The sequence below is a fragment of the Oricola nitratireducens genome (genome assembly GCF_014904745.1).
Taxonomy (GTDB): domain Bacteria; phylum Pseudomonadota; class Alphaproteobacteria; order Rhizobiales; family Rhizobiaceae; genus Oricola; species Oricola nitratireducens.
On the sequence record NZ_JACZCS010000050.1, the window covers coordinates 40,411 to 65,653 of the forward strand.

Genomic DNA, 25,243 nt, shown 5'->3' on the forward strand with positions numbered 1-25,243 from the left:
GCTCCAGTTTTACCGAGGATATTTCCATGCATCTGACGAAACGCGTCTTTCTTACCGCTTGCGCGGCAATCATTGGTCTTGCGCTGTCCCTGCCGGGCGCCTTTGCCCAGGACAGCGATCCCGAGAACACGATGATTATCACGCTCAAGGATGGCGACGTGGCAATCCGCCTGCGTCCCGATCTTGCGCCCAAGCATGTCGCGCAGATCAAGACGTTGGTCCGCAACGGCGAATATGACAACGTCGCGTTTCACCGCGTGATACCCGGCTTCATGGCGCAGACCGGCGACGTGCAGTACGGCGACATGGAAGACGGCTTCCAGCCGCGCCGCGCCGGCACCGGCGGCTCCGATCTGCCCAACCTTCCGGCGGAGTTCTCGTCGGAGCCCTATGTGCGCGGCACCGTCGGCATGGCGCGGGCGCAGGATCCCAATTCCGCCAATTCGCAGTTCTTCATCATGTTCGCCGACGGCGATTTCCTGAACGGCCAGTACACGGTGGTCGGGCAGGTGGTGAGCGGCATGGAATATGTCGACAACATCAAGAAGGGCACGCAGGCCAATAATGGCGCGGTGACCGATCCCGATCGCATGATCAAGGTTGTCATTGCGGCCGACAAACAATAACTCCCCTGCATATTCAAGAATTGGAAAGGCGCCGTGATGGCTTACAAGGACCCGGAAAACACCATTGTCATGGAAACGACCACAGGAACGGTCGTCATCGAATTGCGCCCCGACCTGGCGCCGGATCATGTCGCGCGGATCAAGGAACTGGCGCGGGCCGGCGAATATGACGGCGTGGTCTTCCACCGCGTGATCGACGGTTTCATGGCGCAGACCGGCGACGTTCGGTTCGGCAACAAGAATTCTGACAATTACGACCCGTCGCGTGCCGGAATGGGTGGATCGTCAAAGCCGGATTTGAAGGCAGAATTCAATGACGCGAACCATGCGCGTGGCGTCTGTTCGATGGCCCGGTCGCAGAACCCGAACTCCGCGAATTCTCAGTTCTTCATCGTCTTCGAGGACGCCTCATTCCTCGACAAGCAATATACCGTCTGGGGTCAGGTCATTGAGGGCATGGAAAACGTCGACAAGATCGAGCGCGGCGAACCCGTGCGCGATCCCGATTCCATCGTGTCGATGAAGGTCGCGGCCGACCTCTAGGTTCGGATCTGCCGGCGAGCGAAACCCATGCGCGTTGACGCCTTCGATTTCGACTTGCCGGAAGACCGGATCGCGATCCGGCCGGCATCGCCGCGCGACAGCGCGCGGATGCTGGTGGTCAGGCCGGATGACGGCCTGACCGATTCCCACGTTTTTGACCTGCCGGGTTTCCTCCGGGCAGGCGACGTGCTCGTTTTCAACGACACCAAGGTGATCCCGGCGCAGCTGGAAGGGGTACGGGTCCGCGCGGACGGCGCGCGGGCGCAAATCGGCGCGACGCTGCACATGCGCACGGCGCCGAACCGATGGAAGGCCTTTGTTCGCGGCGCGAAGAAACTGAAGCCGGGCGATGTCGTCGATTTCGGGGCGAACGGGCATGACCTGAAGGCCGATGTCGCGGCCAAGGGCAACGAAGGCGAAGTGGACCTGCAGTTCGACCGGGGAGGCGGCGACCTCGATGCCGCGCTGGCGCTGGTCGGCCATGTGCCGCTGCCGCCCTATATCGCGACCAAGCGGCCAGAAGACGAGCGCGACCGTCGGGATTACCAGACGATCTATGCGCGCGAGAAAGGTGCGGTCGCCGCGCCGACAGCCGGCTTGCACTTCACCGAGCGCCTGTTCGAAACACTCGACGCTGCCGGTATTCACCGTGCTTTCGTCACGCTGCATGTCGGGGCGGGGACATTCCTGCCGGTCAAGGCGGAGGATACGACAGAGCACCGCATGCATGAGGAAATCGGCCATGTCAGCACGGAGACGGCCGCATTTCTCAACGATACGCGCGCGAAGGGCGGGCGCATCGTGGCTGTGGGTACGACCTCGCTGCGGCTTCTGGAAAGCGCCGCGAGCGCGGATGGAGCGGTGCAGGCGTGGTCGGGCGCAACCGACATCTTCATCACGCCAGGCTACCGCTTCAAAGCGGTGGATCTGCTGATGACCAATTTCCACCTGCCGCGTTCGACCCTGTTCATGCTGGTCTCGGCCTTCAGCGGGCTGGAAACGATGCGGACCGCCTATCGCCATGCGATCGATAGCCGCTACCGTTTCTATTCCTATGGCGACGCTTGCCTGCTGTTCCCGCAGACTGAAGGACGATCATGACCACCCCGTTTTCCTTCGAGCTTCTCGCAACCGACGGCGCGGCGCGGCGCGGGGTCGTACATACCGCGCGCGGCAACATCCGCACGCCGGCCTTCATGCCGGTGGGCACGGTCGGCACCGTCAAGGCGATGTATCTCGACCAGGTCCGCGATTGCGGCGCCGATATCATCCTCGGCAACACCTATCACCTGATGCTGCGGCCGGGCGCCGAACGTGTCGCACGGCTTGGTGGCCTGCATGAATTCATCCGTTGGCCCTATCCGATCCTGACTGATTCCGGCGGTTTCCAGGTGATGTCGCTGTCTGCCCTGCGGAAGATGAGCGAGAACGGGGTGACGTTCCAGTCGCATATCGACGGCCAGCGCTACGAGATGAGCCCTGAACGGTCGATAGAGATCCAGGGGCTGCTCGGTTCGGACATCCAGATGCAGCTCGACGAATGCGTCGCGCTGCCGGCCGATCAGGATACGATCACGAAGGCGATGGAGCTGTCGCTGCGCTGGGCCGAACGCTGCAAGACCGCCTTCGGCGACCAGCCGGAGCGAGCGATGTTCGGAATCGTACAGGGCGGGGATAACGAGACCCTGCGCGCGGCGTCGGCGACCGCACTCGCTGACCTCGACCTCAAGGGCTATGCGGTCGGCGGGTTGGCGGTCGGCGAACCGCAGGACGTCATGCTGGCGATGCTGGACGCGACCTGTCCGCTGCTGCCGGCGGACAAGCCGCGCTACCTGATGGGCGTCGGCACGCCGCAGGACATCATACGATCGGTGGCGCATGGCATTGACATGTTCGATTGCGTGATGCCGACCCGCTCCGGGCGGCACGGGCTGGCGTTCACGCGGCGGGGCCGGATCAACCTGAAAAATGCGCGCCATGCCGAGGATCACCGGCCCCTCGACGAGGAATCCTCATGCCCGGCGGCACGCGACTATTCGCGCGCCTATCTGCATCACCTCATGCGCGCCAACGAAATGCTGGGCGCGATGCTGTTGTCATGGAACAACATCCATTATTACCAACAGCTCATGCAGGGCATCCGCGATGCGATCGAGGCCGGGCGGTATGCGGAGTTCTGCGCCGAGACGGAAGCGGAATGGGAGCGCGGCGACATCGCACCGCTCTGACTGCCCGTCACGTCATCCCGGCCGCACCCTCGCGCAGGCTGACGCCGTCGACTTTCCACGATCCGTCGGATTGGCGCTCCATGTAATAGGCCGCGGTATAGTCGGCGCCGTCCGGCCCGCGGATCAGTACTTCCCAGACGAGACGTCCGTCCGCCAGAGGCTCGACGCGGCCGAAGGCATAGTTACCCGGCCGCAGAACGGGCAGATAGCCGTTGCGGACCATCGACATGAAGCTTTCCAGCGTCGGAAAAATACGTTTGATGTCGGGCGAGGCATAGGAATAGGCCCGCGCGAAATCCCCTGACAGGAACGCTTCCAACTGCCGGGTGACAACGTCCTGCGCCTGGCGTTCCGTCGCATTCTGTGCCGCCGCGGCGCCGGTTGACGATATCAGCGCGGCCACTGCGAGGGAGACTGCTGTTTTCTTGAACATCGCCACCTCCTGTTACTCCGCCCGGAGATAGGACATCGTCGCCAGACGGCAATGAGCGCTTGAACGGCCCCGCCAAATGGTGCACATCTCCGCGCCATGTCGAAGCCGATAAAACAACCGCGCAAGGCGCGCGCCATCGACCACGCCGTGCTGCCCGTGGAAAGCCTGGAGGCGGCGCGGGAGCGCTGGACCGCGCTTGGCTTTACCGTCGCTGCCGACGCACGGCATCCGTTCGGGACAGAGAACGCCTGCGTCTATTTTGCAGACGGCACCTTCCTCGAGCCGCTTGCGGTCGCGCAGCGCGAGGACTGCGAGGCGACGGCACGCAAGGGCAATGTCTTTACCGCGCGCGACCAGGCGTTCCGGTTCCGCAATGGTGAGGACGGGTTTTCGGCGCTGGCATTCGCGACGCATGACGCCCGGCGCGATCACAAGGCTTTCCGCAAGACGGGATTTTCCGCCGGCAAGAAACTGGCTTTCTCGCGCAAGTTCACCGGCGCAGACGGCAAGAAGGACAAGGCGGCCTTCCTGCTCGCATTCGCCTCCGATCTGCGATCGCCCGACGTGCTGTTCTTTACATGCGAGCGGGTTGCCGTGCCGAAAGTGGACCGGTCCGGCCTTCAGGCGCATGACAACGGCGCCACGGGAATTATCGAGGTGGTCCTGTCGGAGCCGAATCCGACGGATTTCCAGTACCTTATGCAAGAAGTGGTGAACAATCGCGACGACGAGGCGCATTCCTTCGGTCTCGAAATCGCGGCTTCAAACGGTTCCGTCAACGTGATGACGCCGGAAGGGCTTTCGGTGCATTTCGGCGTCGAGCGCAAGAGCGCCGAGCGGGGACTGCGTCTCGAAGGCATGATCCTGTCGGTTCCGTCGATCGAGGCACTCATCGCGCGTCTTGCCGCGGCTTCCGTCGGTTTTCGCGAATTGCATGGCAGGGTGATCGTCGACGCCGCGCCCGGTCAGGGCTGTTTCCTTGCCTTCCAGGAGCAGGTTTCCAAATGAACGCCAATACGACCGTGGCGGCGGGACAAGTCCGCTTCGCCAACGACGCGCCGCTTTCGCTCATCGCGGGACCTTGCCAGATGGAAAGCCGGGGGCATGCCTTCGACATGGCGGGCGCCCTGAAAGAAATCTGCGACAAGGCCGGCATCGGGCTCGTCTACAAATCCTCCTTCGACAAAGCCAACCGCACATCTCTGTCGGGCAAGCGCGGCCTCGGGCTGGACAAGTCATTACCCGTCTTTGCCGATCTCAAGGCCGAATTCGGCCTGCCTGTCCTGACCGATGTCCACACCGAAGCGCAATGTGCCGAGGTCGCCGAAGTCGTCGATATACTGCAGATCCCGGCATTTCTCTGCCGCCAGACCGACCTGCTTCTTGCAGCTGCGCACACGGGGCGCGTCGTCAATATCAAGAAGGGCCAGTTCCTGGCGCCTTGGGACATGAAGAACGTGCTCGCCAAGGTGGTCGGCGGCGGCAATCCGAATGTTCTGCTGACCGAACGCGGCGCGTCGTTTGGCTACAACACGCTCGTCTCCGACATGCGCGCGCTGCCGATCATGGCGGAAACCGGCGCGCCCGTGATCTTCGACGCGACCCATTCGGTTCAGCAGCCGGGCGGGCAGGGCGGTTCCACGGGCGGGGACCGCCGTTTCGTCGAGACGCTGGCGCGCGCCGCCGTCGCAGTCGGCGTGGCGGGTGTCTTCGTGGAAACCCATCAAGACCCGGATAACGCGCCATCCGACGGCCCCAACATGGTGCCATTGGCTGAGATGCCGCGCCTCATCGACACGTTGATGCAATTCGACAAGGTTGCGAAGTCGCGCTGATCAGCCGTTTTGCAGAATGATGACGCTTTTGCTGTCGGGTGTGGAAGAAGGCTGATTGCACGACGTCAGCAGGCCGAAAGCAATCATGGCGAATGTCAAAATGCCGGCTAATTGTGTCACAGGTGCATCCTCCCAGAGGCTTCACCCCAACTCCCGGACGTTATCCTGAATGGCGATTCGGGCAACTTGATGCCGTCGTAAATGAATTTATGCGGCAGGGCTGTTTCACTTTGTGATCCGCTCGGCTAATGCAACGCCGTAGAATTTTCCATTCAACAGGGATCATTGCCATGAGCGCTATCGTAGACATCATCGGCCGTCAGATTTTTGACAGCCGGGGCAATCCGACCGTGGAAGTCGACGTCATCCTCGAGGACGGCACGCTTGGGCGCGCCGCCGTTCCGTCCGGCGCCTCGACCGGCGCACACGAAGCTGTCGAGTTGCGTGACGGCGGCGAGCGGTACAAGGGCAAGGGCGTCACCAAGGCCGTGGACGCGGTCAATGGGCCGATCTTCGACGCCATCGGCGGCATGGACGCGACGCAGCAGGCCAAGATCGACGCGGCGATGATCGAACTCGACGGCACGCCCAACAAGAGCCGTCTCGGTGCGAACGCGATTCTCGGGGTGTCCCTCGCCGTGGCCAAGGCGGCCGCCACCTATTCGGGCATGCCGCTTTACCGCTATGTCGGGGGCACCAATGCGCACATCCTGCCGGTTCCGATGATGAACATCATCAATGGCGGCGCGCATGCCGACAATCCCATCGACATCCAGGAATTCATGATCATGCCCGTCGGCGCTGAAAGCATCGCCGATGCCGTGCGGATGGGGACGGAAATTTTCCACACCCTGAAATCGGCGTTGCACAAGGCCGGGCACAACACCAGCGTGGGCGACGAAGGCGGTTTCGCACCGAACCTGCGCTCCACTACCGAAGCGCTGGATTTCATCATGTCCGCGGTCTCGGCCGCAGGCTATACGCCGGGCGACGACGTCCGTCTGGCGCTCGATTGCGCGGCGTCCGAATATTACAAGGACGGCAAGTACGAGATGGCAGGTGAGGGCAAGTCGCTGACCGCCGAGGAAAATGCCGCCTATCTGGCGAAGCTCGTCGCTGATTATCCGATCATATCCGTCGAGGACGGGATGCACGAGGACGACTGGGCGGGCTGGAAGATCATGACGGAGCAGCTTGGCGACAAGTGCCAGCTCGTCGGCGACGATTTGTTCGTGACCAACACGGCGCGCCTGCGCGACGGCATCAAGATGGGCGTGGCGAACTCCATCCTCGTCAAGGTGAACCAGATCGGCTCGCTGACCGAGACGCTGGACGCCGTGGAAACCGCCCACAAAGCGGCCTATACAGCGGTGATGTCGCACCGTTCGGGCGAGACCGAGGATGCGACGATCGCCGACCTGGCGGTGGCAACGAATTGCGGGCAGATCAAGACCGGTTCGCTGGCACGGTCCGACCGGCTTGCCAAATACAACCAGCTCATCCGCATCGAGGAAGAACTGGGGCCGCAGGCGCGTTACGCCGGCACCTCTATTTTGCGCGGCTAGGTTTCCGGGCGGAAAAATTACGCCCGACAAGCCTGTTGCTGTGTGCCGCCGTTTAGGCGCGCTTAACCAAAAGCCCCTAATGTCGAAAATTCGATTTAGGGGCTTTTTCATGTGGACCCGCCACCGCCGTCGCTCTCCGTTACGTCATATAATCCTGCCGGTCTTTGCCGCCGGCGTGATGGCCTATTTCGTCCATCACGCACTCACCGGCACGCTCGGACTTGCGTCGAAAGAGGAGTATGAAGGGCGCATAGCTACGCTGCAGTCGGAACTGAACAGCCTCGAAAAGCAGCGCGCCCGGCTGGATAAGAAAACGGCGATGTTGCGCGACGGTTCGCTGGAGCGCGACATGATCGACGAACAGGCCCGTCGATCGCTCGGCGTGACCCGTGCCAACGAAATCGTGATCCTGAACTGAAAACAGCATTAACCGAAATCCAGTTAATTCTGGTTTTTCGACGTGATTATAAGCGTTTATGGCATGACTGCCATTCCGTTTTTGGCATTGCCAACGCGCAGGAGTACGCTACCCTATTCCCTAACATATAACGCTAGGGAGTGACAGCATGGCGACGCGTGCCAAGAAGGCCTCCGCCTCATCGGCGAAGGCGAAATCTTCCACATCTCTGACAGCCCCGCCCCCCGCCGATTTCAACAAGGACGAAGAGCTCTACGCCTATCGCGAGATGCTGCTCATTCGCCGCTTCGAGGAAAAGGCGGGTCAGCTTTACGGCATGGGCTTCATCGGCGGCTTTTGCCACCTCTATATCGGGCAGGAAGCGGTCGTCACCGGCATGCAGATGGCTGCCAAGGATGGCGACCAGGTGATCACCGGCTACCGCGATCACGGACACATGCTAGCCACCGGCATGGAGTCGCGCGGCGTGATGGCCGAACTGACCGGCCGGCATGGGGGCTACTCCAAGGGCAAGGGCGGCTCCATGCACATGTTCTCCAAGGAGAAGAACTTCTATGGCGGGCACGGTATCGTCGGCGCCCAGGTCTCGCTTGGAACCGGACTCGCATTCGCCAACAAATACCGTGACAACGGTGCGGTCGCTTGCGCATATTTCGGAGACGGAGCGGCCAACCAGGGCCAGGTCTACGAAAGCTTCAACATGGCGGCGCTGTGGAAACTGCCGATCATCTATGTGATCGAGAACAACCGTTACGCGATGGGAACCTCCGTCAGCCGTGCGTCTGCCCAGACCGATTTTTCGCAGCGTGGCGCGTCCTTCTCCATTCCGGGCTTTCAGGCCGACGGGATGGACGTGCGCGCGGTCAAGGCCGCGGCAGACTATGCGCTCGACTATTGCCGCTCCGGCAACGGCCCGGTGATCCTGGAGATGCAGACCTATCGCTATCGCGGCCATTCCATGTCGGACCCGGCGAAATACCGCTCCAAGGACGAAGTGCAGAAGATGCGCTCCGAGCACGATCCGATCGAGCAAATCAAGAAGCGCATCCTCGACGAGGGCCATGCCGACGAGGCCGGCCTGAAAGCAATCGACAAGGAGGTGCGCGAAATCGTCTCCGATGCGGCCGACTTCGCCCAGAGCACGCCCGAGCCGGATCCGTCCGAGCTTTACACCGACATCCTGCTTTAAGGGGACCGCACCATGCCAATCGATATTCTGATGCCCGCGCTCTCCCCGACGATGGAGGAGGGCAATCTTGCCAAATGGCTGAAAAAGGAAGGCGACAGCGTCGCATCGGGCGACGTGATCGCCGAGATCGAAACCGATAAGGCGACCATGGAGGTCGAAGCCGTCGATGAAGGCGTCATCGGCAAGATCCTCGTCGCCGAGGGCGCCGAGGGCGTGAAGGTCAACACGCCGATCGCGGTACTGCTGCAGGACGGCGAAAGCGCCGACGACATCGGCAGGGCGGCCGCGCCAGCACCCACGCCGGCACCTGACGCAAAATATGAATCGGCGCCCGCCGCAGCGCCGGTTCCCGCCGCGCCCTCCGAACCTGCAGTCGCTTCGGACCCGGACATCCCGGCGGGAACCGAAATGGTCCCGACGACTGTCCGCGAAGCGCTGCGCGACGCCATGGCCGAAGAAATGCGCCAGGACGAAGCCGTCTTCGTCATGGGCGAGGAGGTCGCGGAATACCAGGGCGCCTACAAGATAACCCAGGGACTGCTCGACGAATTCGGTCCGCGCCGCGTGGTCGACACACCGATCACCGAGCATGGTTTTGCCGGCGTGGGCGTCGGTGCGGCGATGAGCGGCTTGCGCCCGATCGTCGAATTCATGACGTTCAACTTCGCCATGCAGGCGATGGACCAGATCATCAATTCGGCGGCCAAGACGCTCTACATGTCGGGCGGCCAGATGGGCGCGCCGATGGTGTTCCGCGGCCCGAATGGCGCGGCAGCGCGCGTTGCCGCGCAGCACAGCCAGGACTACGCGGCGTGGTACAGCCACGTTCCCGGCCTGAAAGTCATCCAGCCTTACACGGCGGCGGATGCCAAGGGACTGCTCAAGGCCGCGATCCGCGACCCCAACCCGGTGATCTTTCTCGAAAACGAGATCCTCTACGGCCAGACCTTCGACGTGCCGAAGCTCGACGATTTCGTCCTGCCGATCGGCAAGGCGCGGATTCACCGGCCTGGCAACGATTGCACGATCGTCTCCTTCGGCATCGGCATGACCTACGCCGTCAAGGCGGCGGAGGAGCTTGCCGGAGCGGGGATCGATTGCGAGGTGATCGACCTGCGTACGATGCGGCCGATGGACCTGCCGACAGTAGTTGCCAGCGTCAAGAAGACCGGACGGCTCGTCACTGTGGAGGAAGGCTTCCCGCAGTGCTCGATCGGCGATTTCATCGCCAACCAGGTGCAGCGCCAGGCCTTCGACTATCTCGATGCGCCGGTGATCACGATCACGGGCAAGGACGTGCCGATGCCATATGCCGCCAATCTCGAGAAACTGGCGCTTCCGAATGTCGGCGAAGTGGTCGATGCGGTCAAAGCCGTCACCTACGCGGGTTAAGGGGAGAGTACCATGCCGATCAACATTACAATGCCCGCCCTTTCGCCGACAATGGAAGAGGGCAATCTCGCCAAGTGGCTGGTCAAGGAAGGCGATACCGTCGCTTCCGGAGACGTGATCGCCGAGATCGAGACCGACAAGGCGACGATGGAAGTCGAAGCCGTGGACGAGGGAACGGTGGCGAAAATCGTCGTGCCCGCGGGCACCGATGGCGTAAAGGTCAACGCGGTCATCGCGATCCTTGCCGGCGAAGGCGAGGACGTGAGCGAAGCGGCCGCTTCCGGCGGCGCGGCGCCGGCCAAGTCCGAAACCACGGCGGAATCCAAGGCCGAGACGCCCGCGCCATCGAAGGAAGAACCGAAACCTGCGCCAGCGCCGCTGAAGGCCGCGCTGACGCCGACCGTACCGGATGACGTCAAGGCCGGCCCCGCGCCGACAAAGGACGGCGAAAGGGTTTTCGCTTCGCCGCTGGCGCGCCGGATCGCCAAGGCGGAAGGCATCGACATCACGGCGGTTGGCGGCAGTGGTCCGCACGGACGGATCGTCAAGCGAGATGTCGAGGCGGCGATCGCCGGCGGCGCGAAGGCGCCTGCGGCAGCCGAGAAGGCGCCGGCAGCGGCGCCTGCGGCCATGCCGGCCGGTCCGTCGACAGAAGCCGTGCTCAAGCTGTTCGAGGAAGGCTCCTACGAACTCGTCAAGCACGACAACATGCGGAAGACGATCGCCAAGCGGCTGCAGGAATCGAAACAGACGATTCCGCATTTCTATGTTTCGATCGATTGCGAACTGGACGCGCTTTTGAAACTGCGCAGCGAACTGAACTCCGCGGCGCCGCGCAAGGACGACCGCGCAGCCTACAAGCTGTCGGTCAACGACATGGTGATCAAGGCTCTGGCGCTCGCGTTGCGCGACGTGCCGGATGCAAATGTCTCCTGGACCGACGAGGCAATGGTCAAGCACAAGCACGCCGACGTCGGCGTCGCGGTCTCCATCCCCGGCGGGCTGATCACGCCGATCATCCGGCAGGCGGAAATGAAGCCGCTTTCGGTGATTTCCAACGAGATGAAGGATCTCGGCAAGCGCGCCAAGGAACGCAAGCTGCAGCCGCAGGAATACCAGGGCGGCACGACTTCGGTCTCCAACATGGGCATGATGGGCGTGAAGAACTTCGCTGCGGTCATCAATCCGCCGCATGCGACGATCCTCGCGGTCGGGGCCGGCGAACAGCGCCCGGTGGTCAAGGACGGCGCTTTGGCGATCGCGCAGGTGATGACCGTGACGCTGTCGACCGACCACCGCTGCGTCGACGGCGCGCTCGGGGCGGAGCTCCTCGGGGCCTTCAAGGGCTATATCGAAAACCCGATGAGCATGCTGGTGTAGGATCGGCCACGCCATGAAAACCGTGCTCGCCTTCGGCGATTCCCTGACTTGGGGTTTCGATCCCACCGGACCCCGGCGCCATGCGCCGGGGAATCGCTGGCCGGTGGCGCTCGCCGATGCGCTCGGCGGCCGTGTTGACGTGATCGCCGAGGGGCTGAACGGACGCACGACCGCCTTCGACGACCATCTGGGTGATTGTGACAGGAACGGCGCACGGGTTTTGCCGACTCTGCTGGCAACGCACAAGCCGCTCGATCTGGTTATAATCATGCTTGGCACCAACGACCTGAAACCGGCAGTGCACGGCCAGGCCATTGCGGCAAAGCAGGGGATGGCGAAGCTCGTATCGCTGGTGCGCAATCACGACTGGGCGCTCGACGGGGCGACGAATCCCGGAATCCTGCTGATGGCGCCGCCGCCCCTTTGTGAAACCGCCAACCCGGATTTCGCTGCCATGTTCGCCGGGAAGATCGAGGAATCGCACATGCTGGCGTCGATGTATGCCGATCTCGCCGACGATCTGGAGTGCGGATTCTTCGATGCCGCGACAGTCGCGAGGACGACGCCGCTCGACGGAATTCACCTCGACGCGGCCAACACAAAATCCATCGGCAAGGCGCTCGCGCCGGTCGTCTCGCTGATGCTCGGACTTTAATTTGATACGGATCAAGGAGGGACTGGTCTCAGGGCTTAGGGTCAGGTACACGACGTAAAAAAACCGGAGGTATCCCGATGTCCCATGTCCCGCACGAACTGGCCGAAGAATTCCCGGATCTGGCCGCCGAAATTCACCATTTGCGTGAAACGGATGGCCACTTTCACCGGATCTCGAATGAGTATCACGAGTTGAACCGGGCCATTCATCGCGCCGAGACCGATATTGAGCCATGTGACGACTTTCGCATGGAAGAAATGCGGAAACAGCGCATGGCGCTGAAAGATGAAATCTACGGGATGCTGGTCAAGCCCGAACCCGCCGCTGAGGATCTCGAATAGCGGCATCGGCAGGCTTCCACTCCCGCTAATCAGGGCCGCATCCGCGCATGGCGCGGCAAGCGGCAGGAAACGCAAGGAGTGGAAGCGCCCATGTCGAACGCATACGACGTCATCATCATCGGATCGGGACCGGGCGGCTATGTCGCGGCAATCCGGTCCGCGCAGCTCGGGCTCAGGACGGCCATCGTCGAACGCGAGCATCTGGGCGGCATCTGCCTCAACTGGGGATGCATTCCCACCAAGGCGCTGTTGCGCTCGGCCGAGGTCATGGACTTCGCCACCCACGCCAAGAATTACGGCCTCAAGATCGACGGCAGCATCAGCGCTGACGTGAAGGCGGTGGTCGATCGTTCGCGCGGCGTGTCGCAGCGGCTGAACGGCGGTGTCGGCTTCCTGATGAAAAAGAACAAGATCGACGTCATCTGGGGCGAGGCGAAGCTTGCCGGCAAGGGCAAGATCACCGTCGGCAAGACGTCGAAAAAGCCAATGGAACCGCAGCCCCCGGCGCCCAAGGGCACCAAGGGCGAGGGCGAATACACTGCCAAGCACATCATTGTCGCGACCGGCGCGCGCCCGCGCGCGCTGCCCGGCATCGAGCCCGACGGCAAACTGATCTGGACCTATTTCGAGGCCATGGTGCCCCAAGAGATGCCGAAGAAGCTCGTTGTCATGGGCTCCGGCGCGATCGGCATCGAATTCGCGAGCTTTTACAATTCCATGGGCGTCGACGTGACTGTCGTCGAACTGATGCCGCAGGTCATGCCGGTGGAAGACGCCGAGATCTCCGGCATTGCGCGCAAGCAGCTGGAAAAACACGGCCTCAAGATTATCACCGATGCCAAGGTGACCAAGGTCGACAAGAAGGCGAACTCCGTCGTCGCCCATGTCGAAACCAAGGACGGAAAGACGCAGTCCATCGAGGCGGACCGTCTGATCTCCGCCGTCGGCGTGCAAGGCAATATCGAAAATCTCGGCCTGGAAGCGCTCGGCGTGAAGACCGACCGCGGCTGCGTCGTCATCGACGGCTACGGACGGACCAATATCGAGGGCATCTATGCAATCGGCGATGTCGCCGGCCCGCCGATGCTCGCCCACAAGGCCGAGCACGAAGGCGTCATCTGCGTCGAGAAGATCGCCGGCGTGCCGGGCGTTCATGCCATGAACAAGTCCATGATCCCGGGTTGCACCTATTGCCATCCGCAGGTCGCCTCCGTCGGCCTGACCGAAGCGAAGGCCAAGGAGGCCGGCCACGATATCCGCGTCGGCCGCTTCCAGTTCGTCGCGAACGGCAAGGCGATCGCGCTTGGCGAGGACCAGGGCCTGATCAAGACGATCTTCGACAAGAAGACCGGCCAGTTGTTGGGCGCGCATATGGTGGGCGCGGAGGTCACTGAACTCATCCAGGGGTTCGTCGTGGCAATGAACCTGGAGACGACAGAGGAAGAACTGATGCACACGGTTTTCCCGCATCCGACCCTGTCGGAAATGATGAAGGAGAGCGTTCTCGACGCCTACGGGCGCGTATTGAACGCGTAAGGCGAAGGTAATGCCGCTTGCCCGCAACGAAACCTACTGGCAAGCGGTCGGCCGACGCGTGTTCAAGCTCAGCGTTGCCGCCTTCGCGATCCTCGGGCTCCTTGCGGGGATCGCGGCGGCGCGCAACGGGACCGGGGTGCCGATCGGGCCGTTCGTTTTTGCCGGATGGTCCGCGGTGTGGGCGGTCACGCTCATGATGGCGGCGGCCGGCGCCTTGTTCGGCGCCGTCTGGTTGCTTATTTTCAAGGCGTTGGCGCTCGCGTCACGCAGCTAGATCAGAGGACGACATGGTCACAGTGGTCGATACAGTCGAGGGCGCGAAAAAGCCCCGCCATCCGGAAAAGGCACACCGGCCGGACCAGCCGGTCCAGATGCGCAAGCCGGAATGGATTCGGGTCAAGGCGCCAACATCGCGCGGCTATTCGGAGACCCGGGAGATCGTGAAGTCGCACAACCTCGTCACAGTGTGCGAAGAGGCCGGCTGTCCCAATATCGGCGAGTGCTGGGACAAAAAACATGCCACCTTCATGATCATGGGCGAGATCTGCACACGGGCCTGCGCCTTTTGCAATGTCGCGACCGGCAAGCCCGCGCCGCTCGATGTGAGGGAACCTGAAAACGTCGCCCACGCGGTCAAGACGATGGGCCTGACCCACGTCGTCATCACGTCTGTCGATCGGGACGATCTCGAAGACGGCGGCGCGCAACATTTCGTCGAGGTGATCCAGGCGATTCGCGAGCAGGCGCCCGGCACGACCGTCGAAATCCTGACGCCCGATTTCCTGCGCAAGGAAAAAGCGCTGGAAAAAGTGGTTGCCGCCAGGCCGGACGTCTTCAACCACAATCTGGAAACCGTGCCGTCGAACTACCTCACGGTGCGGCCTGGCGCGCGCTATTTCCATTCGATGCGGCTGTTGCAGCAGGTCAAGGAAATCGATCCGACCATCTTCACCAAATCCGGCATCATGGTCGGGCTCGGCGAGGAGCGGAACGAGGTGCTGCAGCTGATGGACGACCTGCGGTCTGCCGATGTCGATTTCCTGACGGTCGGCCAATATCTGCAGCCGACAAAGAAGCATCACCCGGTTATCCGCTTCGTGCCACCGGACGAGTTCAAGTCACTGGAAACGATCGCTTATTCCAAGGGATTCCTGATGGTCTCGGCGAGCCCGCTGACGCGTTCGTCGCATCATGCCGGCGATGATTTCGCACGGTTGAAAGCCGCCCGCGAGGCAAAGTTGCGCGCCGCCTGAACGACAGCGAAACCCGATGCCGAAATTCCAGGATACGACCACCGTACCGCATAGCGCCGCGCAGATGTTTGCGCTCGTCGCCGATATCGAGCGCTATCCCGAGTTCCTGCCGATGTGCGAAGCGCTGAAGATCCGCGAAAGGCGCGAGCGCGGGGAGATGACTCTGCTGGTTGCCGACATGACTGTCGGATACAAGATGGTGCGCGAAACCTTCACCTCGCAGGTACTGCTGAAGCCCGCCGAAAGCATCATCGACGTTTCCTATGTCGACGGTCCGTTCCGCTATCTCGACAACCGCTGGCGCTTCGTGGACCGGGCCGACGACGGAAGCGACGTGAAGTTCACGATCGATTACGAATTCAAGAGCCGGACGCTTGGCGTGTTGATGGGCGCGATGTTCGACAGGGCATTCCACATGTTCTCGAACGCCTTCCAGAAACGCGCCCTGGAAATCTACGGCACCCCGAACCGCAACGCCGCCTCCGCCTAATCGACTGGCGGCACTTCCGGCGCCAGTTTGACCGTTTCCGTCAGGATCTCGATCGCCGTCATCACCGTCGCATGGCGAATGAAAGCGCGGCCGTGGTCGGGAAACACGGCCTTGTGGACAAATGTCGGGGCCCAGCCCGCCGAACAACTGAACCAGACCAGTCCCACAGGCTTCAGGTCGGTGCCGCCGTCCGGTCCGGCGATGCCGGTAACGGCGATGGTCACATCGGCATTGGCGCGGGAAAGCGCCCCTTCGGCCATGGCCGATGCGACTTCGCTGGAGACGGCGCCATAGCGCTCGATCATGTCCGGCGGAACGCCGAGCATGTCGGTCTTGGCCTCGTTCGAATAGGTGACGAAGCCGCGATCGACCATCGCGGAGGACCCGGCGACTTCCGTCAGCGTCGCGGCAATCAGCCCGCCGGTGCAGGATTCCGCCGTCGCGATCGTGACGTTCTTCTCCTTGCAGAGCGCCAGGAGCGCGCCGACATGGTCGAGAACTTCGTCGCCGGCATCATCGCCAAAGTCATTCATTGCTTGCGTTCCCCCTGGTTGCGAAGACTGCCGTGGCTGTTGCGAGCGCGACGATGCCCTCCTGTCTTCCGATGAACCCGATCCGTTCGTTTGTCGTCGCCTTGACGGAAACCCTCTCTATATCGATGCCAACGACCTTGGCAATGGAAGCGCGCATCGCCTCGCGGTGCGGTCCGATTTTCGGGGCCTCGCAAAGAAGCGTGACATCACAATGGGTTATCCGGCCGCCGGCATCGCGGACGAGATTGGCCGCGTGGTCGAGGAAGATATCGGAAGAGGCGCCTTTCCATTGCGGATCGCTCGGCGGGAAGTGGCTGCCGATATCGCCGGCGCCGATGGTCGCCAGAAGCGCGTCGGTCAGAGCGTGAAATCCGACATCGGCGTCGGAATGCCCGGAGAGCTTTCGGTCATGAGGGATTTCGACGCCGCACAGAATAATGTGATCGCCGGAGACCAGCTGGTGCGTGTCGTAGCCGTGACCGACCCGCACGTCGGGAAGGGCGGGGCTTTCATCTGCTTTCAACATCCGTTCGGCCTCCGTGAAGTCTTCCGGGAATGTGAGTTTGGCGTTTGCGCTTTCGCCGAGAACGATCCGGACCGGCAATGACGCCCATTCGAAAAGCGAGGCATCGTCGGTGAATTCGAAATCATGCTCATTGGCTGCACGCTTATGGACTTCGAGGATCGTCTCCAGCGGAAAGACCTGCGGTGTCTGCGCCCGGTAGAGGCCTTTTCGTGGTACGGTGCGCTCGATCATGCCGTCCGCGTCCGCCGCCTTGACGGTTTCGTAAACAGGTAACGCGGGAATGACGCCTGTCCGGGGATCGTCGCGGACAGATCGCGCCAGAGCGTCGAGCAGGACGGCAGAGACAAACGGCCGCGCCGCATCGTGGATGAGGACATGGGTCGGCGGATTTTCCGATTCGGCTAAAGCAGCCAGTCCGAGGCGGACGGAGTCCTGACGCGTCGCGCCTCCCGCCACGGCGTTCGTGTCCGTGGCAACCCCGTTCAGCGCCGCGTCGAGAAGCGCCTTGTCGTCCGCATGACGGACAATGACGACAGGGCAATTCGCATCCCACGCCCGGAACGCCTGAAGCGTGCGCGCGATAACGGCAACGCCACCGAGCAGGCGGTACTGTTTCGGGCCGCTGCCCGGCGCGGCCGCGCGTTCGCCGCGACCGGCGGCGACGATTACGACCCCAAAACTCAGCGTACCCTGCATTTTGGCCTTTTCATTGGGCGTTTGTAGCTGCAAAAGCGGCTTGCGAAAAAAATCCTCGATCCGGCCTGCTTTAACACACGGCGGCGATTGCACAACCGGCGCTGTGTGTCTAGTATTTAGGCAGAAGAGAATTCTGCCTAACATTCAGCCACAGGCGTTATGAACGAAATTGCGGTACCTCTGAAGGTCGGACCGGTCGAAGTCAGGAATCGGATTTTCCTCGCGCCCATGTCGGGCGTGAGCGATCTGCCGTTCCGCAAGCGTGCCTTCGAGCACGGAGCCGGTCTCGTCGTTTCCGAGATGGTGGCCAGCGAGGAGCTTTGCAAGGCGCGGGCCGAAAGCCGCATGCGGGCAAGCAATGGCGGATTGCCGATCCACATGCTGCAATTGGCCGGACGCGAAGCGAAATGGATGGCCGAGGCCGCCCGTATCGCGGAAGGCGAGGGCGCTGATATCATCGATATCAACATGGGCTGCCCCGCCAAGAAGGTGACCGGCGGTTATTCGGGATCGGCGCTGATGCGCGATCTCGACCACGCGCAGGCGCTGATCGACGCAACGGTCGGAGCGGTTTCCGTACCGGTCACGCTGAAGATGCGGCTTGGCTGGGACGAACACACGATCAACGCTCCGGAACTTGCGAAGCGCGCCGAAGACGCAGGCGTCCGAATGATCACGATCCACGGGCGTACTCGCGCGCAGCTCTACAACGGACGGGCCGATTGGCGACGCGTCGCAGACGTTCGCGACGTCGTCAGCATTCCGCTGGTGGTCAATGGCGATATCGGTTGTCTCGCGGACGCCCGCCGGGCGCTTGCGCTGTCGGGGGCCGATGCGGTGATGATCGGACGAGCGGCATACGGCCAACCCTGGCTGCCCGGGGAAATCGCGCGCGAGGCGGGCTTCTCCGGCGCCGGGTGCATAGCCGCACCGGGGCGCGACGATATGGCGGCTTACGTGACGAACCACTACGAGGACATGCTGTCCCAATACGGCGCCGAAACAGGCACTCGCCATGCCCGCAAGCACCTTGGCTGGTATCTCGACCGGCACGCTCCGATATCGCGCGACATGAGCGCGATCCGAAAACAGATCATGACAAGCAACCGCTCAGAAGAGGTTATCCGTTTGATTTCAGTTGTCCTGTGCGAAACCAGCAATGAAACGGTGTTGCCGGCGGAGGCCGCGTAATGGCGTTCACCTTGCGGAAAAAGGCGGAGCTGCCGGATCCCGGCCGCGCGCTGAAGGTTCTCGATACGCTGCGCGACCCTGTCGTGCTGATCGACGCGAACGATTTCATCGCCTTCTCCAATCTGGAGGCGGAGTATTTCTTTTCGTCGTCGCAAGGCCAGCTGGCGAAGTCCAAGATTCAGGATTTCGTTCCGTTTTCCAGTCCTTTGCTGGCGCTTATTGAACAAGTTCGCGAACATGAATCGCCGGTCAATGAATACCGTGTAGATCTGTCGTCACCGCGGCTCGGCTCCGACCGTGTCGTCGATGTCCATGTAACACCAGTAGTAGACGAACCGGGCGCGATGGTGATCGTCTTCCGCGAACGGTCGATGGCCGACAAGTTCGACCGGCAGATGACGCACAGGGGAGCCGCGCGGTCGGTGACGGGGCTTGCCTCGATGCTCGGCCACGAAATCAAGAATCCGCTGTCGGGCATTCGCGGCGCCGCGCAGTTGCTGGAGGCCGCCGTCAGCGACGAGGACCGCGCCCTGACAGGTCTGATCCGCGACGAGACCGACCGGATCGTTTCGCTCGTCGACCGCATGGAAGTCTTTTCCGACGAGCGGCCAATCGAACGCGAACCGGTGAACATCCATGTCGTCCTCGACCGGGTGCAACAGATCGCCGCCTCGGGATTTGCACGCGGAATCGAATTCGTGAAGTTCTACGACCCGTCGCTGCCGCTTGTCCTCGGCAACAAGGACCAGTTGATCCAGGTGTTCCTCAATCTCGTGAAAAACGCGAGCGAGGCGTGCGAAAACCGCGAGCATGCCCAGATCCGGCTGCGCACTGCATTCCGGCCGGGCGTGCGGCTCTCGATCCCGGGCGCCAATGAACGTGTCGCGTTGCCGCTCGAATTCAGTGTCGAGGATAACGGAACAGGCGTTCCGGAAGACATCCAGATGCACATGTTCGACCCGTTCATCACGACCAAGCAGAACGGTTCGGGCCTTGGGCTCGCGCTGGTCGCGAAGATCGTCGGTGATCATGGCGGGGTGATCGAATGCGACTCGCAGCCCAACAAGACTGTTTTCCGCATCCTGATGCCGGCCGCGCCGGCCTCTGCCATTGATCATATCCAGACCGTGTCGGGAGAAAAGCAATCATGAAGGGTACCGTCCTCGTCGCAGATGATGACGCCGCCATCCGCACTGTCGTCAGCCAGGCCCTGTCGCGGGCCGGATACGATGTCCGCGTAACTTCGAACGCATCGACGCTCTGGCGCTGGGTGACAGCGGGCGAGGGCGATGTCGTCGTCAGCGACGTCGTCATGCCGGACGACAATCTGTTCGACCTGCTACCCCGCATGCGCAAGATCAGACCGGATTTGCCGGTGATCGTGATGAGTGCGCAGAACACATTCATGACGGCGATCAGGGCCTCGGAGAAGGGCGCCTACGAATATCTTCCCAAACCGTTCGACCTGGTCGAAATGACCGGGATCGTCGGTCGTGCGCTGGCTGAATCGCGGCGCAAGAGCGACGACGGCCAAGCGGCGGCCGCGCCGAAGGAACATGAGGGCATGCCGCTCGTCGGTCGCTCGGCGGCAATGCAGGACATCTACCGCGTCCTTGCGCGCATGATGCAGTCCGACCTCACGGTGCTGATCAACGGGGAATCCGGCACAGGCAAGGAGCTTGTCGCGCGCGCATTGCATGAATATGGCAAGCGCAAGAACGGCCCGTTCGTCGCCATAAACATGGCCGCGATCCCGCGCGACCTGATCGAATCCGAACTCTTTGGCCATGAGAAAGGCGCGTTCACCGGTGCGCAGGCGCGCTCCACGGGCCGGTTCGAGCAGGCCGAAAACGGCACGCTGTTTCTGGACGAGATCGGCGACATGCCGATGGATGCGCAAACGCGGCTGCTGCGGGTGCTGCAGCAGGGCGAATACATGACCGTCGGCGGCAGGACGCCGATCAAGACCAATGTCCGCATCGTTGCCGCGACCAACAAGGATCTGCGCGCGCTGATCAATCAGGGCCTGTTCCGCGAAGATCTCTACTATCGCCTGAACGTCGTGCCGTTGCGCATGCCGCCGCTGCGCGAACGGCTGGAAGACATCGGCGATCTAGTGACGCACTTCCTTGCGAAAGTTCAGGGCGAAGGCCTCGAAGCAAAACGGATATTGCCGGAAGCGCTGCAACTGATGACGCGCTATCACTGGCCCGGCAACGTGCGCGAGCTCGAAAACCTCATCCGGCGTCTGAGCGCGCTTTATCCGCAAGAAGAAATCACGCCCGAGATCGTCGCCGCGGAACTCGACGCCGGCGAAGGCGCGGACCATGCGCCATCGGGTCTGCTGAACGGAGACGTCACGATTTCGCAAGCTGTCGAACACAACATGCAGGATTATTTCCGCTCGTTCGGAGACGGCCTGCCGCCGCCAGGCCTCTATCAGCGGGTTCTGGCCGAACTCGAGCAACCGTTGATCCTGGCGACGCTTGCCGCGACGCGCGGAAACCAGATTCGCGCGGCCGAGGTCCTCGGGCTGAACCGCAACACCTTGCGCAAGAAGATCAAGGAACACGGACTGAGCGTCTTCAAGGGCGGCGTATAAAACTGTTTGCGTTGTGGCGGTTTGTTGCAAAACCGCCACAATCTGTTGCATGTTGGCTACGCTGACCTATCGGAACTCAAGCGAGTCACCATGCCACTGATGCAGAGCGCCAAGGGCGCCATCGATCTTGGTGTTCACGATCGTGCGCACGCGCGTCGATCGCAGATTCGCGGCATCGCGATCGTCATCTGCGCCCTGGTGACGGCGGGTGTGTCGTTCGCCGTGCTTATCGGCTTGACGCCGATCCAGCCGACCAACAAGGTTACGCTGTCGGCGATCGCCATCAACGGTTTCTTCGTGTTCGCGTTGTTGTGGCTGATCGGCGCGGAATTGCGCCGAATTCTCAAGGCCCGCAAGGCGGGGAAGGCCGCCTCCAGGCTGCATGTGCGCATCATCGGACTGTTCGCCCTGATCGCCGCGGTTCCGGCCATCGCCATTGCCGTCGTAGCCAGTATCACGCTCGATCTCGGTCTGGATCGCTGGTTCGAGATCCGGACCAAGACGATCGTGGATTCATCGCTTCAGGTCGCCGAATCCTACATCAACGAGAATGCGATCAACCTGCGCGACGCCACGATCAACATGGCCTTCGCGCTCGACAGCCAGCGCCGTCTCTACAGTCTTGACCGGGAAGGTTTCCGCCAGTTCCTGACCCAGCAGGCGCGCGGCCGCGGCATGCTTGGCGCCTCCGTCATCCGGCCCGACGGCACCGTGATCCACAGCGCGGACATCAAGGTGGAGCGGCCGTTGCCGGCGCCGCCCAAGGATGCGCTGGAGGCGGCCAAGGACGGTAACCCGGTCATCATTCCGCCGGGTGTGACCAATCTCGTCGGCGCGATCATCAAGCTTCGCGAAATCCCGAATGCGATGATCTACACGATCCGCACCGTCGACGCGAAAGTCCTTGACGCGGTGCAGCTCATGAAGCAGAACCGGGACGAATATACGGGGCTCGAGAACAACCGCACGAACGTGCAGCTCGCCTTCGCCATCCTCTATTTCGGCCTCACGTTGATCATGCTGTTGTCGGCCATCTGGACCGGCATCGCGGTGGCGAACCGTCTTGTGCGGCCGATCCGGCAGCTGATCGGGGCGGCGGAAGAGGTGTCGGAGGGCAATCTCGACATTCGCGTCCCGGTCCGCGCCTCCGATGGCGATGTCGGATATCTCGGCGAGACCTTCAATTCGATGCTCGGCCAGTTGAAGGGACAGCGGGACGAAATCCTTCGCGCGACCGACGTGATCGACGAACGCCGCCGGTTTTCGGAAGCCGTGCTTTCAGGCGTTTCCGCGGGCGTGGTCGGCGTCGACGACGACGGCTGGATTACTGTCGGAAACCTGTCCGCAGCCCACATCCTGGGCACCGGCGACACGATTGCGGCGGGCACGCGATTGGCCGACATCTCACCGCATGTCGCCGAGGCGCTGGACGAAGTGCGCAAGAGCGGGCGGTCGGATGCGCGCAAGCAGGTAACCTTCCTGGACCGAGGCGGGCGCGAGCGGGTGCTCAATGTCCAGATCACACTCGACCGGGAAGTCGGCCCGAGCGAAGAGGCCGGCGTCGATGCACCTATACGTCACACGCATGTGATCACGATTGACGATATTTCCGATCTCGTGGAAGCACAGCGTTCGACAGCATGGGCCGACGTGGCGCGCCGGATCGCCCACGAGATCAAGAATCCGCTGACGCCGATCCAGCTTTCCGCGGAACGGTTGAAGCGCCGGTACGGCAAAGTCGTCGGGGACGATCGCGAGGTGTTCGACCAGTGCACGGACACCATCATCCGGCAGGTTGGCGACATCGGCCGCATGGTGGACGAGTTCTCCTCGTTCGCGCGGATGCCGAAACCCGTCATGGAGAAGAAGGACCTGCGCGAGACGTTGCGCGAGGCGACGTTCCTCGTGGAGGTCAGCCGCACGGGAATCACGTTCGAACGCGATTTCGACAAGCAGGAACTCGTCTGCGACTTCGATGATCGCCTCGTCGGCCAGGCGATCGGAAACATCATCAAGAACGCTTCGGAGGCAGTGGAGGCGCGTCAGGCCGCCAACGCATCCGGCGAACGCGAAGACGGCCACATTCTTGTTCGGGCCTATCACAGCGTCGCCGGCGAAATAGCCGTTGACGTGATTGACAACGGCAAGGGTTTGCCGATCCACAACCGGGCCAAGCTGCTCGAGCCCTATATGACCACCCGGGAGAAGGGGACGGGGCTGGGTCTCGCGATCGTCAAGAAGATCATGGAAGACCATGGCGGGCGGCTCGAACTGCACGATGCGCCCGCAGATTTCTATGAGGGACGCGGCGCGCTGGTCCGGCTGGTATTTCCGGACGCCGGTGCTTCGGCTATCGAAGCCCGGCCGCAGACGGCAGCCGATGACGCAGCGGACACGGCCCGGCCAATAGCCGAGAGGACAGCATGAAAGCGGACATTCTGATTGTCGACGACGAACAGGACATTCGGGAAATCGTTGCCGGTATTCTCGAAGACGAGGGGTATGAGGCGCGTACCGCCCATGACAGCGACAGCGCGCTTGCCGCGATCGCCGACCGCGCTCCGCGGCTGATCTTTCTCGACATCTGGCTTCAGGGAAGCAAGCTCGACGGCCTGGCGCTGCTGGACGAGATCCAAACCATCCATCCGGGCTTGCCGGTGGTCATGATTTCCGGGCACGGCAACATCGAAACCGCCGTTTCCGCCATCAAGCGCGGCGCCTACGACTATATCGAGAAACCGTTCAAGGCGGACCGGCTGGTTCTCATTGCCGAAAGGGCTTTGGAGACGTCGTCGCTGAAGATGCAGGTAAAGGACCTCAAGCGGCGATCGAGCGAGTCCAGCGAACTCATCGGCAATTCGGCCGCGATCAACTCGCTTCGCCAGACGATCACGCGCGTGGCGCCGACCAACAGTCGAATCCTGATTACCGGACCTTCCGGATCCGGCAAGGAACTCGTTGCCCGCGTGATCCACGCCCAGTCCGGTCGCGCCTCCGGTCCCTTTGTCGTCATCAACGCCGCCGCGATCACGCCGAGCCGCATGGAAACCGAACTGTTCGGCACGGAACCGAATGGCGGCGAACGCAAGGTCGGCGCGCTGGAGCAGGCCCATGGCGGCATCCTCTACATCGACGAAGTCGCCGACATGCCTCTGGAAACGCAAACGAAAATCCTGCGCGTCCTGGTCGATCAGGAGTTCGAGCGCGTCGGCGGCGTGCGGCGGGTCAAGGTCGATGTGCGCATCATTTCATCGACGGCGTTCAACCTCGAGGAACTCATCGAGGCGAAGCGGTTCCGCCGCGACCTGATGAACCGGCTGGCAGTCGTTCCGATCGACGTTCCGCCGCTCGCCGCGCGGCGGGAGGACATTCCGATCCTCGTGCAGGCGTTCATGAAACAGATCAGCGACCATACCGGTATCCGGCCGAAATTCATCGGCGACGACGCCATGGCGGTGCTGCAGACCCACGACTGGCCGGGCAATATCCGCCAGCTTCGCAACAACATCGAGCGGCTGATGATCCTGACCCGCGACGAGGCGGAGGATACGGTCATCGGCGTCGACATGCTGCCGGCCGAGATCGGAGAAAATCTGCCGCGGGCGCCGACGGCCGAGGATTCGCATATCATGGCGCTGCCGCTTCGCGAGGCGCGCGAGCGTTTCGAACGCGACTATCTGCTTGCACAGATTTCGCGATTTGGCGGAAACATCTCGCGCACCGCGGAATTCGTTGGTATGGAGCGTTCCGCTTTGCACCGCAAGCTGAAGTCGCTTGGCGTCTGACGTAAACAAACCGGGACGGAATTCCA

General features: G+C 62.3%; 25 protein-coding genes. 22 read left to right on the forward strand and 3 right to left on the reverse strand.

Going from position 1 to position 25,243, the window contains the following annotated elements:
• Nucleotides 1-26 precede the first annotated feature (26 nt).
• From IG169_RS20775 to tgt, 4 genes are read left to right on the forward strand one after another with little or no spacing between them, the layout of a single operon-like run.
• A complete protein-coding gene (locus IG169_RS20775) occupies nt 27-626 on the forward strand; it encodes a peptidylprolyl isomerase (RefSeq protein ID WP_193178182.1) in 600 nt (199 codons plus the stop codon).
• A gap of 36 nt (nt 627-662) precedes the next feature.
• Nucleotides 663-1,169 (forward strand): peptidylprolyl isomerase, encoded by a 507-nt coding sequence (locus tag IG169_RS20780; RefSeq protein ID WP_193178183.1) that lies wholly within the window; start codon nt 663-665, stop codon nt 1,167-1,169.
• Between the two features lie 27 nt (nt 1,170-1,196).
• Nucleotides 1,197-2,270, forward strand: coding sequence for a tRNA preQ1(34) S-adenosylmethionine ribosyltransferase-isomerase QueA (queA, locus tag IG169_RS20785; RefSeq protein WP_193178184.1), 1,074 nt, complete (start codon nt 1,197-1,199; stop codon nt 2,268-2,270).
• Nucleotides 2,267-3,397 carry a tRNA guanosine(34) transglycosylase Tgt gene (gene tgt, locus IG169_RS20790; RefSeq protein ID WP_193178185.1) on the forward strand — a complete coding sequence of 377 codons (1,131 nt, stop codon included), beginning with the start codon at nt 2,267-2,269 and terminating at the stop codon, nt 3,395-3,397. Before queA ends, tgt begins: the two co-directional genes overlap by 4 nt.
• A gap of 7 nt (nt 3,398-3,404) precedes the next feature.
• Here the strand turns inward: tgt and IG169_RS20795 are convergent, their stop codons facing one another.
• Complete coding sequence (locus IG169_RS20795; protein ID WP_193178186.1) at nt 3,405-3,830, reverse strand: DUF4864 domain-containing protein; 426 nt, start codon at nt 3,828-3,830, stop codon at nt 3,405-3,407.
• A gap of 96 nt (nt 3,831-3,926) precedes the next feature.
• Between IG169_RS20795 and IG169_RS20800 the strand changes: the two genes are divergently transcribed.
• From IG169_RS20800 to IG169_RS20860, 13 genes are all read left to right on the forward strand, one after another.
• Nucleotides 3,927-4,838: a VOC family protein gene (locus tag IG169_RS20800; RefSeq protein WP_193178187.1), complete on the forward strand. Its 912-nt coding sequence runs from the start codon at nt 3,927-3,929 to the stop codon at nt 4,836-4,838.
• On the forward strand, nt 4,835-5,665 hold the full coding sequence (gene kdsA, locus IG169_RS20805) for a 3-deoxy-8-phosphooctulonate synthase (protein WP_193178188.1): 831 nt from the start codon (nt 4,835-4,837) through the stop codon (nt 5,663-5,665). Before IG169_RS20800 ends, kdsA begins: the two co-directional genes overlap by 4 nt.
• A 290-nt stretch (nt 5,666-5,955) precedes the next feature.
• A complete protein-coding gene (gene eno / locus IG169_RS20810; protein ID WP_193178189.1) occupies nt 5,956-7,230 on the forward strand; it encodes a phosphopyruvate hydratase in 1,275 nt (424 codons plus the stop codon).
• Between the two features lie 109 nt (nt 7,231-7,339).
• Entirely contained in the window at nt 7,340-7,648 is a 309-nt protein-coding gene (locus tag IG169_RS20815; protein WP_193178190.1) for an FtsB family cell division protein, read from the forward strand.
• A 148-nt stretch (nt 7,649-7,796) separates the two neighbouring features.
• Nucleotides 7,797-8,837 carry a pyruvate dehydrogenase (acetyl-transferring) E1 component subunit alpha gene (pdhA, locus tag IG169_RS20820; protein ID WP_193178191.1) on the forward strand — a complete coding sequence of 347 codons (1,041 nt, stop codon included), beginning with the start codon at nt 7,797-7,799 and terminating at the stop codon, nt 8,835-8,837.
• A gap of 12 nt (nt 8,838-8,849) precedes the next feature.
• Nucleotides 8,850-10,229, forward strand: a complete 1,380-nt coding sequence (locus IG169_RS20825) for a pyruvate dehydrogenase complex E1 component subunit beta (RefSeq protein WP_193178192.1) — start codon at nt 8,850-8,852, stop codon at nt 10,227-10,229.
• A 12-nt stretch (nt 10,230-10,241) separates the two neighbouring features.
• Nucleotides 10,242-11,609: a pyruvate dehydrogenase complex dihydrolipoamide acetyltransferase gene (locus tag IG169_RS20830; protein ID WP_193178193.1), complete on the forward strand. Its 1,368-nt coding sequence runs from the start codon at nt 10,242-10,244 to the stop codon at nt 11,607-11,609.
• Nucleotides 11,610-11,622: 13 nt separating this feature from the next.
• On the forward strand, nt 11,623-12,264 hold the full coding sequence (locus tag IG169_RS20835) for an SGNH/GDSL hydrolase family protein (RefSeq protein ID WP_193178194.1): 642 nt from the start codon (nt 11,623-11,625) through the stop codon (nt 12,262-12,264).
• A gap of 77 nt (nt 12,265-12,341) precedes the next feature.
• The gene (locus tag IG169_RS20840) at nt 12,342-12,605 is read left to right on the forward strand and encodes an HP1242/YdcH family protein (RefSeq protein WP_193178195.1); all 264 of its coding nucleotides are present in this window, start codon (nt 12,342-12,344) and stop codon (nt 12,603-12,605) included.
• A gap of 90 nt (nt 12,606-12,695) precedes the next feature.
• Complete coding sequence (gene lpdA, locus IG169_RS20845; protein WP_193178196.1) at nt 12,696-14,141, forward strand: dihydrolipoyl dehydrogenase; 1,446 nt, start codon at nt 12,696-12,698, stop codon at nt 14,139-14,141.
• A gap of 10 nt (nt 14,142-14,151) precedes the next feature.
• On the forward strand, nt 14,152-14,415 hold the full coding sequence (locus tag IG169_RS20850; RefSeq protein ID WP_193178505.1) for a hypothetical protein: 264 nt from the start codon (nt 14,152-14,154) through the stop codon (nt 14,413-14,415).
• A gap of 13 nt (nt 14,416-14,428) precedes the next feature.
• On the forward strand, nt 14,429-15,394 hold the full coding sequence (gene lipA, locus IG169_RS20855; RefSeq protein ID WP_193178197.1) for a lipoyl synthase: 966 nt from the start codon (nt 14,429-14,431) through the stop codon (nt 15,392-15,394).
• Between the two features lie 16 nt (nt 15,395-15,410).
• Nucleotides 15,411-15,884, forward strand: a complete 474-nt coding sequence (locus IG169_RS20860) for a type II toxin-antitoxin system RatA family toxin (protein ID WP_193178198.1) — start codon at nt 15,411-15,413, stop codon at nt 15,882-15,884.
• On the opposite strand, the gene IG169_RS20865 is transcribed toward IG169_RS20860, so the two are convergent.
• Nucleotides 15,881-16,417, reverse strand: a complete 537-nt coding sequence (locus IG169_RS20865; protein ID WP_193178199.1) for a CinA family protein — start codon at nt 16,415-16,417, stop codon at nt 15,881-15,883. The genes IG169_RS20860 and IG169_RS20865 overlap by 4 nt on opposite strands.
• Nucleotides 16,410-17,639, reverse strand: coding sequence for a bifunctional 2-C-methyl-D-erythritol 4-phosphate cytidylyltransferase/2-C-methyl-D-erythritol 2,4-cyclodiphosphate synthase (locus IG169_RS20870; protein ID WP_193178200.1), 1,230 nt, complete (start codon nt 17,637-17,639; stop codon nt 16,410-16,412). Before IG169_RS20870 ends, IG169_RS20865 begins: the two co-directional genes overlap by 8 nt.
• A gap of 159 nt (nt 17,640-17,798) precedes the next feature.
• Between IG169_RS20870 and dusB the strand changes: the two genes are divergently transcribed.
• From dusB to ntrX, 5 genes are all read left to right on the forward strand, one after another.
• Entirely contained in the window at nt 17,799-18,830 is a 1,032-nt protein-coding gene (gene dusB, locus IG169_RS20875) for a tRNA dihydrouridine synthase DusB (RefSeq protein ID WP_193178201.1), read from the forward strand.
• Complete coding sequence (locus IG169_RS20880) at nt 18,830-19,981, forward strand: two-component system sensor histidine kinase NtrB (protein WP_193178202.1); 1,152 nt, start codon at nt 18,830-18,832, stop codon at nt 19,979-19,981. The genes dusB and IG169_RS20880 overlap by 1 nt, the downstream gene beginning before the upstream one ends.
• Complete coding sequence (gene ntrC / locus IG169_RS20885; protein WP_193178203.1) at nt 19,978-21,432, forward strand: nitrogen regulation protein NR(I); 1,455 nt, start codon at nt 19,978-19,980, stop codon at nt 21,430-21,432. The genes IG169_RS20880 and ntrC overlap by 4 nt, the downstream gene beginning before the upstream one ends.
• A gap of 90 nt (nt 21,433-21,522) precedes the next feature.
• The gene (locus IG169_RS20890) at nt 21,523-23,859 is read left to right on the forward strand and encodes a sensor histidine kinase NtrY-like (protein ID WP_193178204.1); all 2,337 of its coding nucleotides are present in this window, start codon (nt 21,523-21,525) and stop codon (nt 23,857-23,859) included.
• On the forward strand, nt 23,856-25,217 hold the full coding sequence (gene ntrX / locus IG169_RS20895) for a nitrogen assimilation response regulator NtrX (RefSeq protein WP_193178205.1): 1,362 nt from the start codon (nt 23,856-23,858) through the stop codon (nt 25,215-25,217). The genes IG169_RS20890 and ntrX overlap by 4 nt, the downstream gene beginning before the upstream one ends.
• Nucleotides 25,218-25,243: the final 26 nt, after the last annotated feature.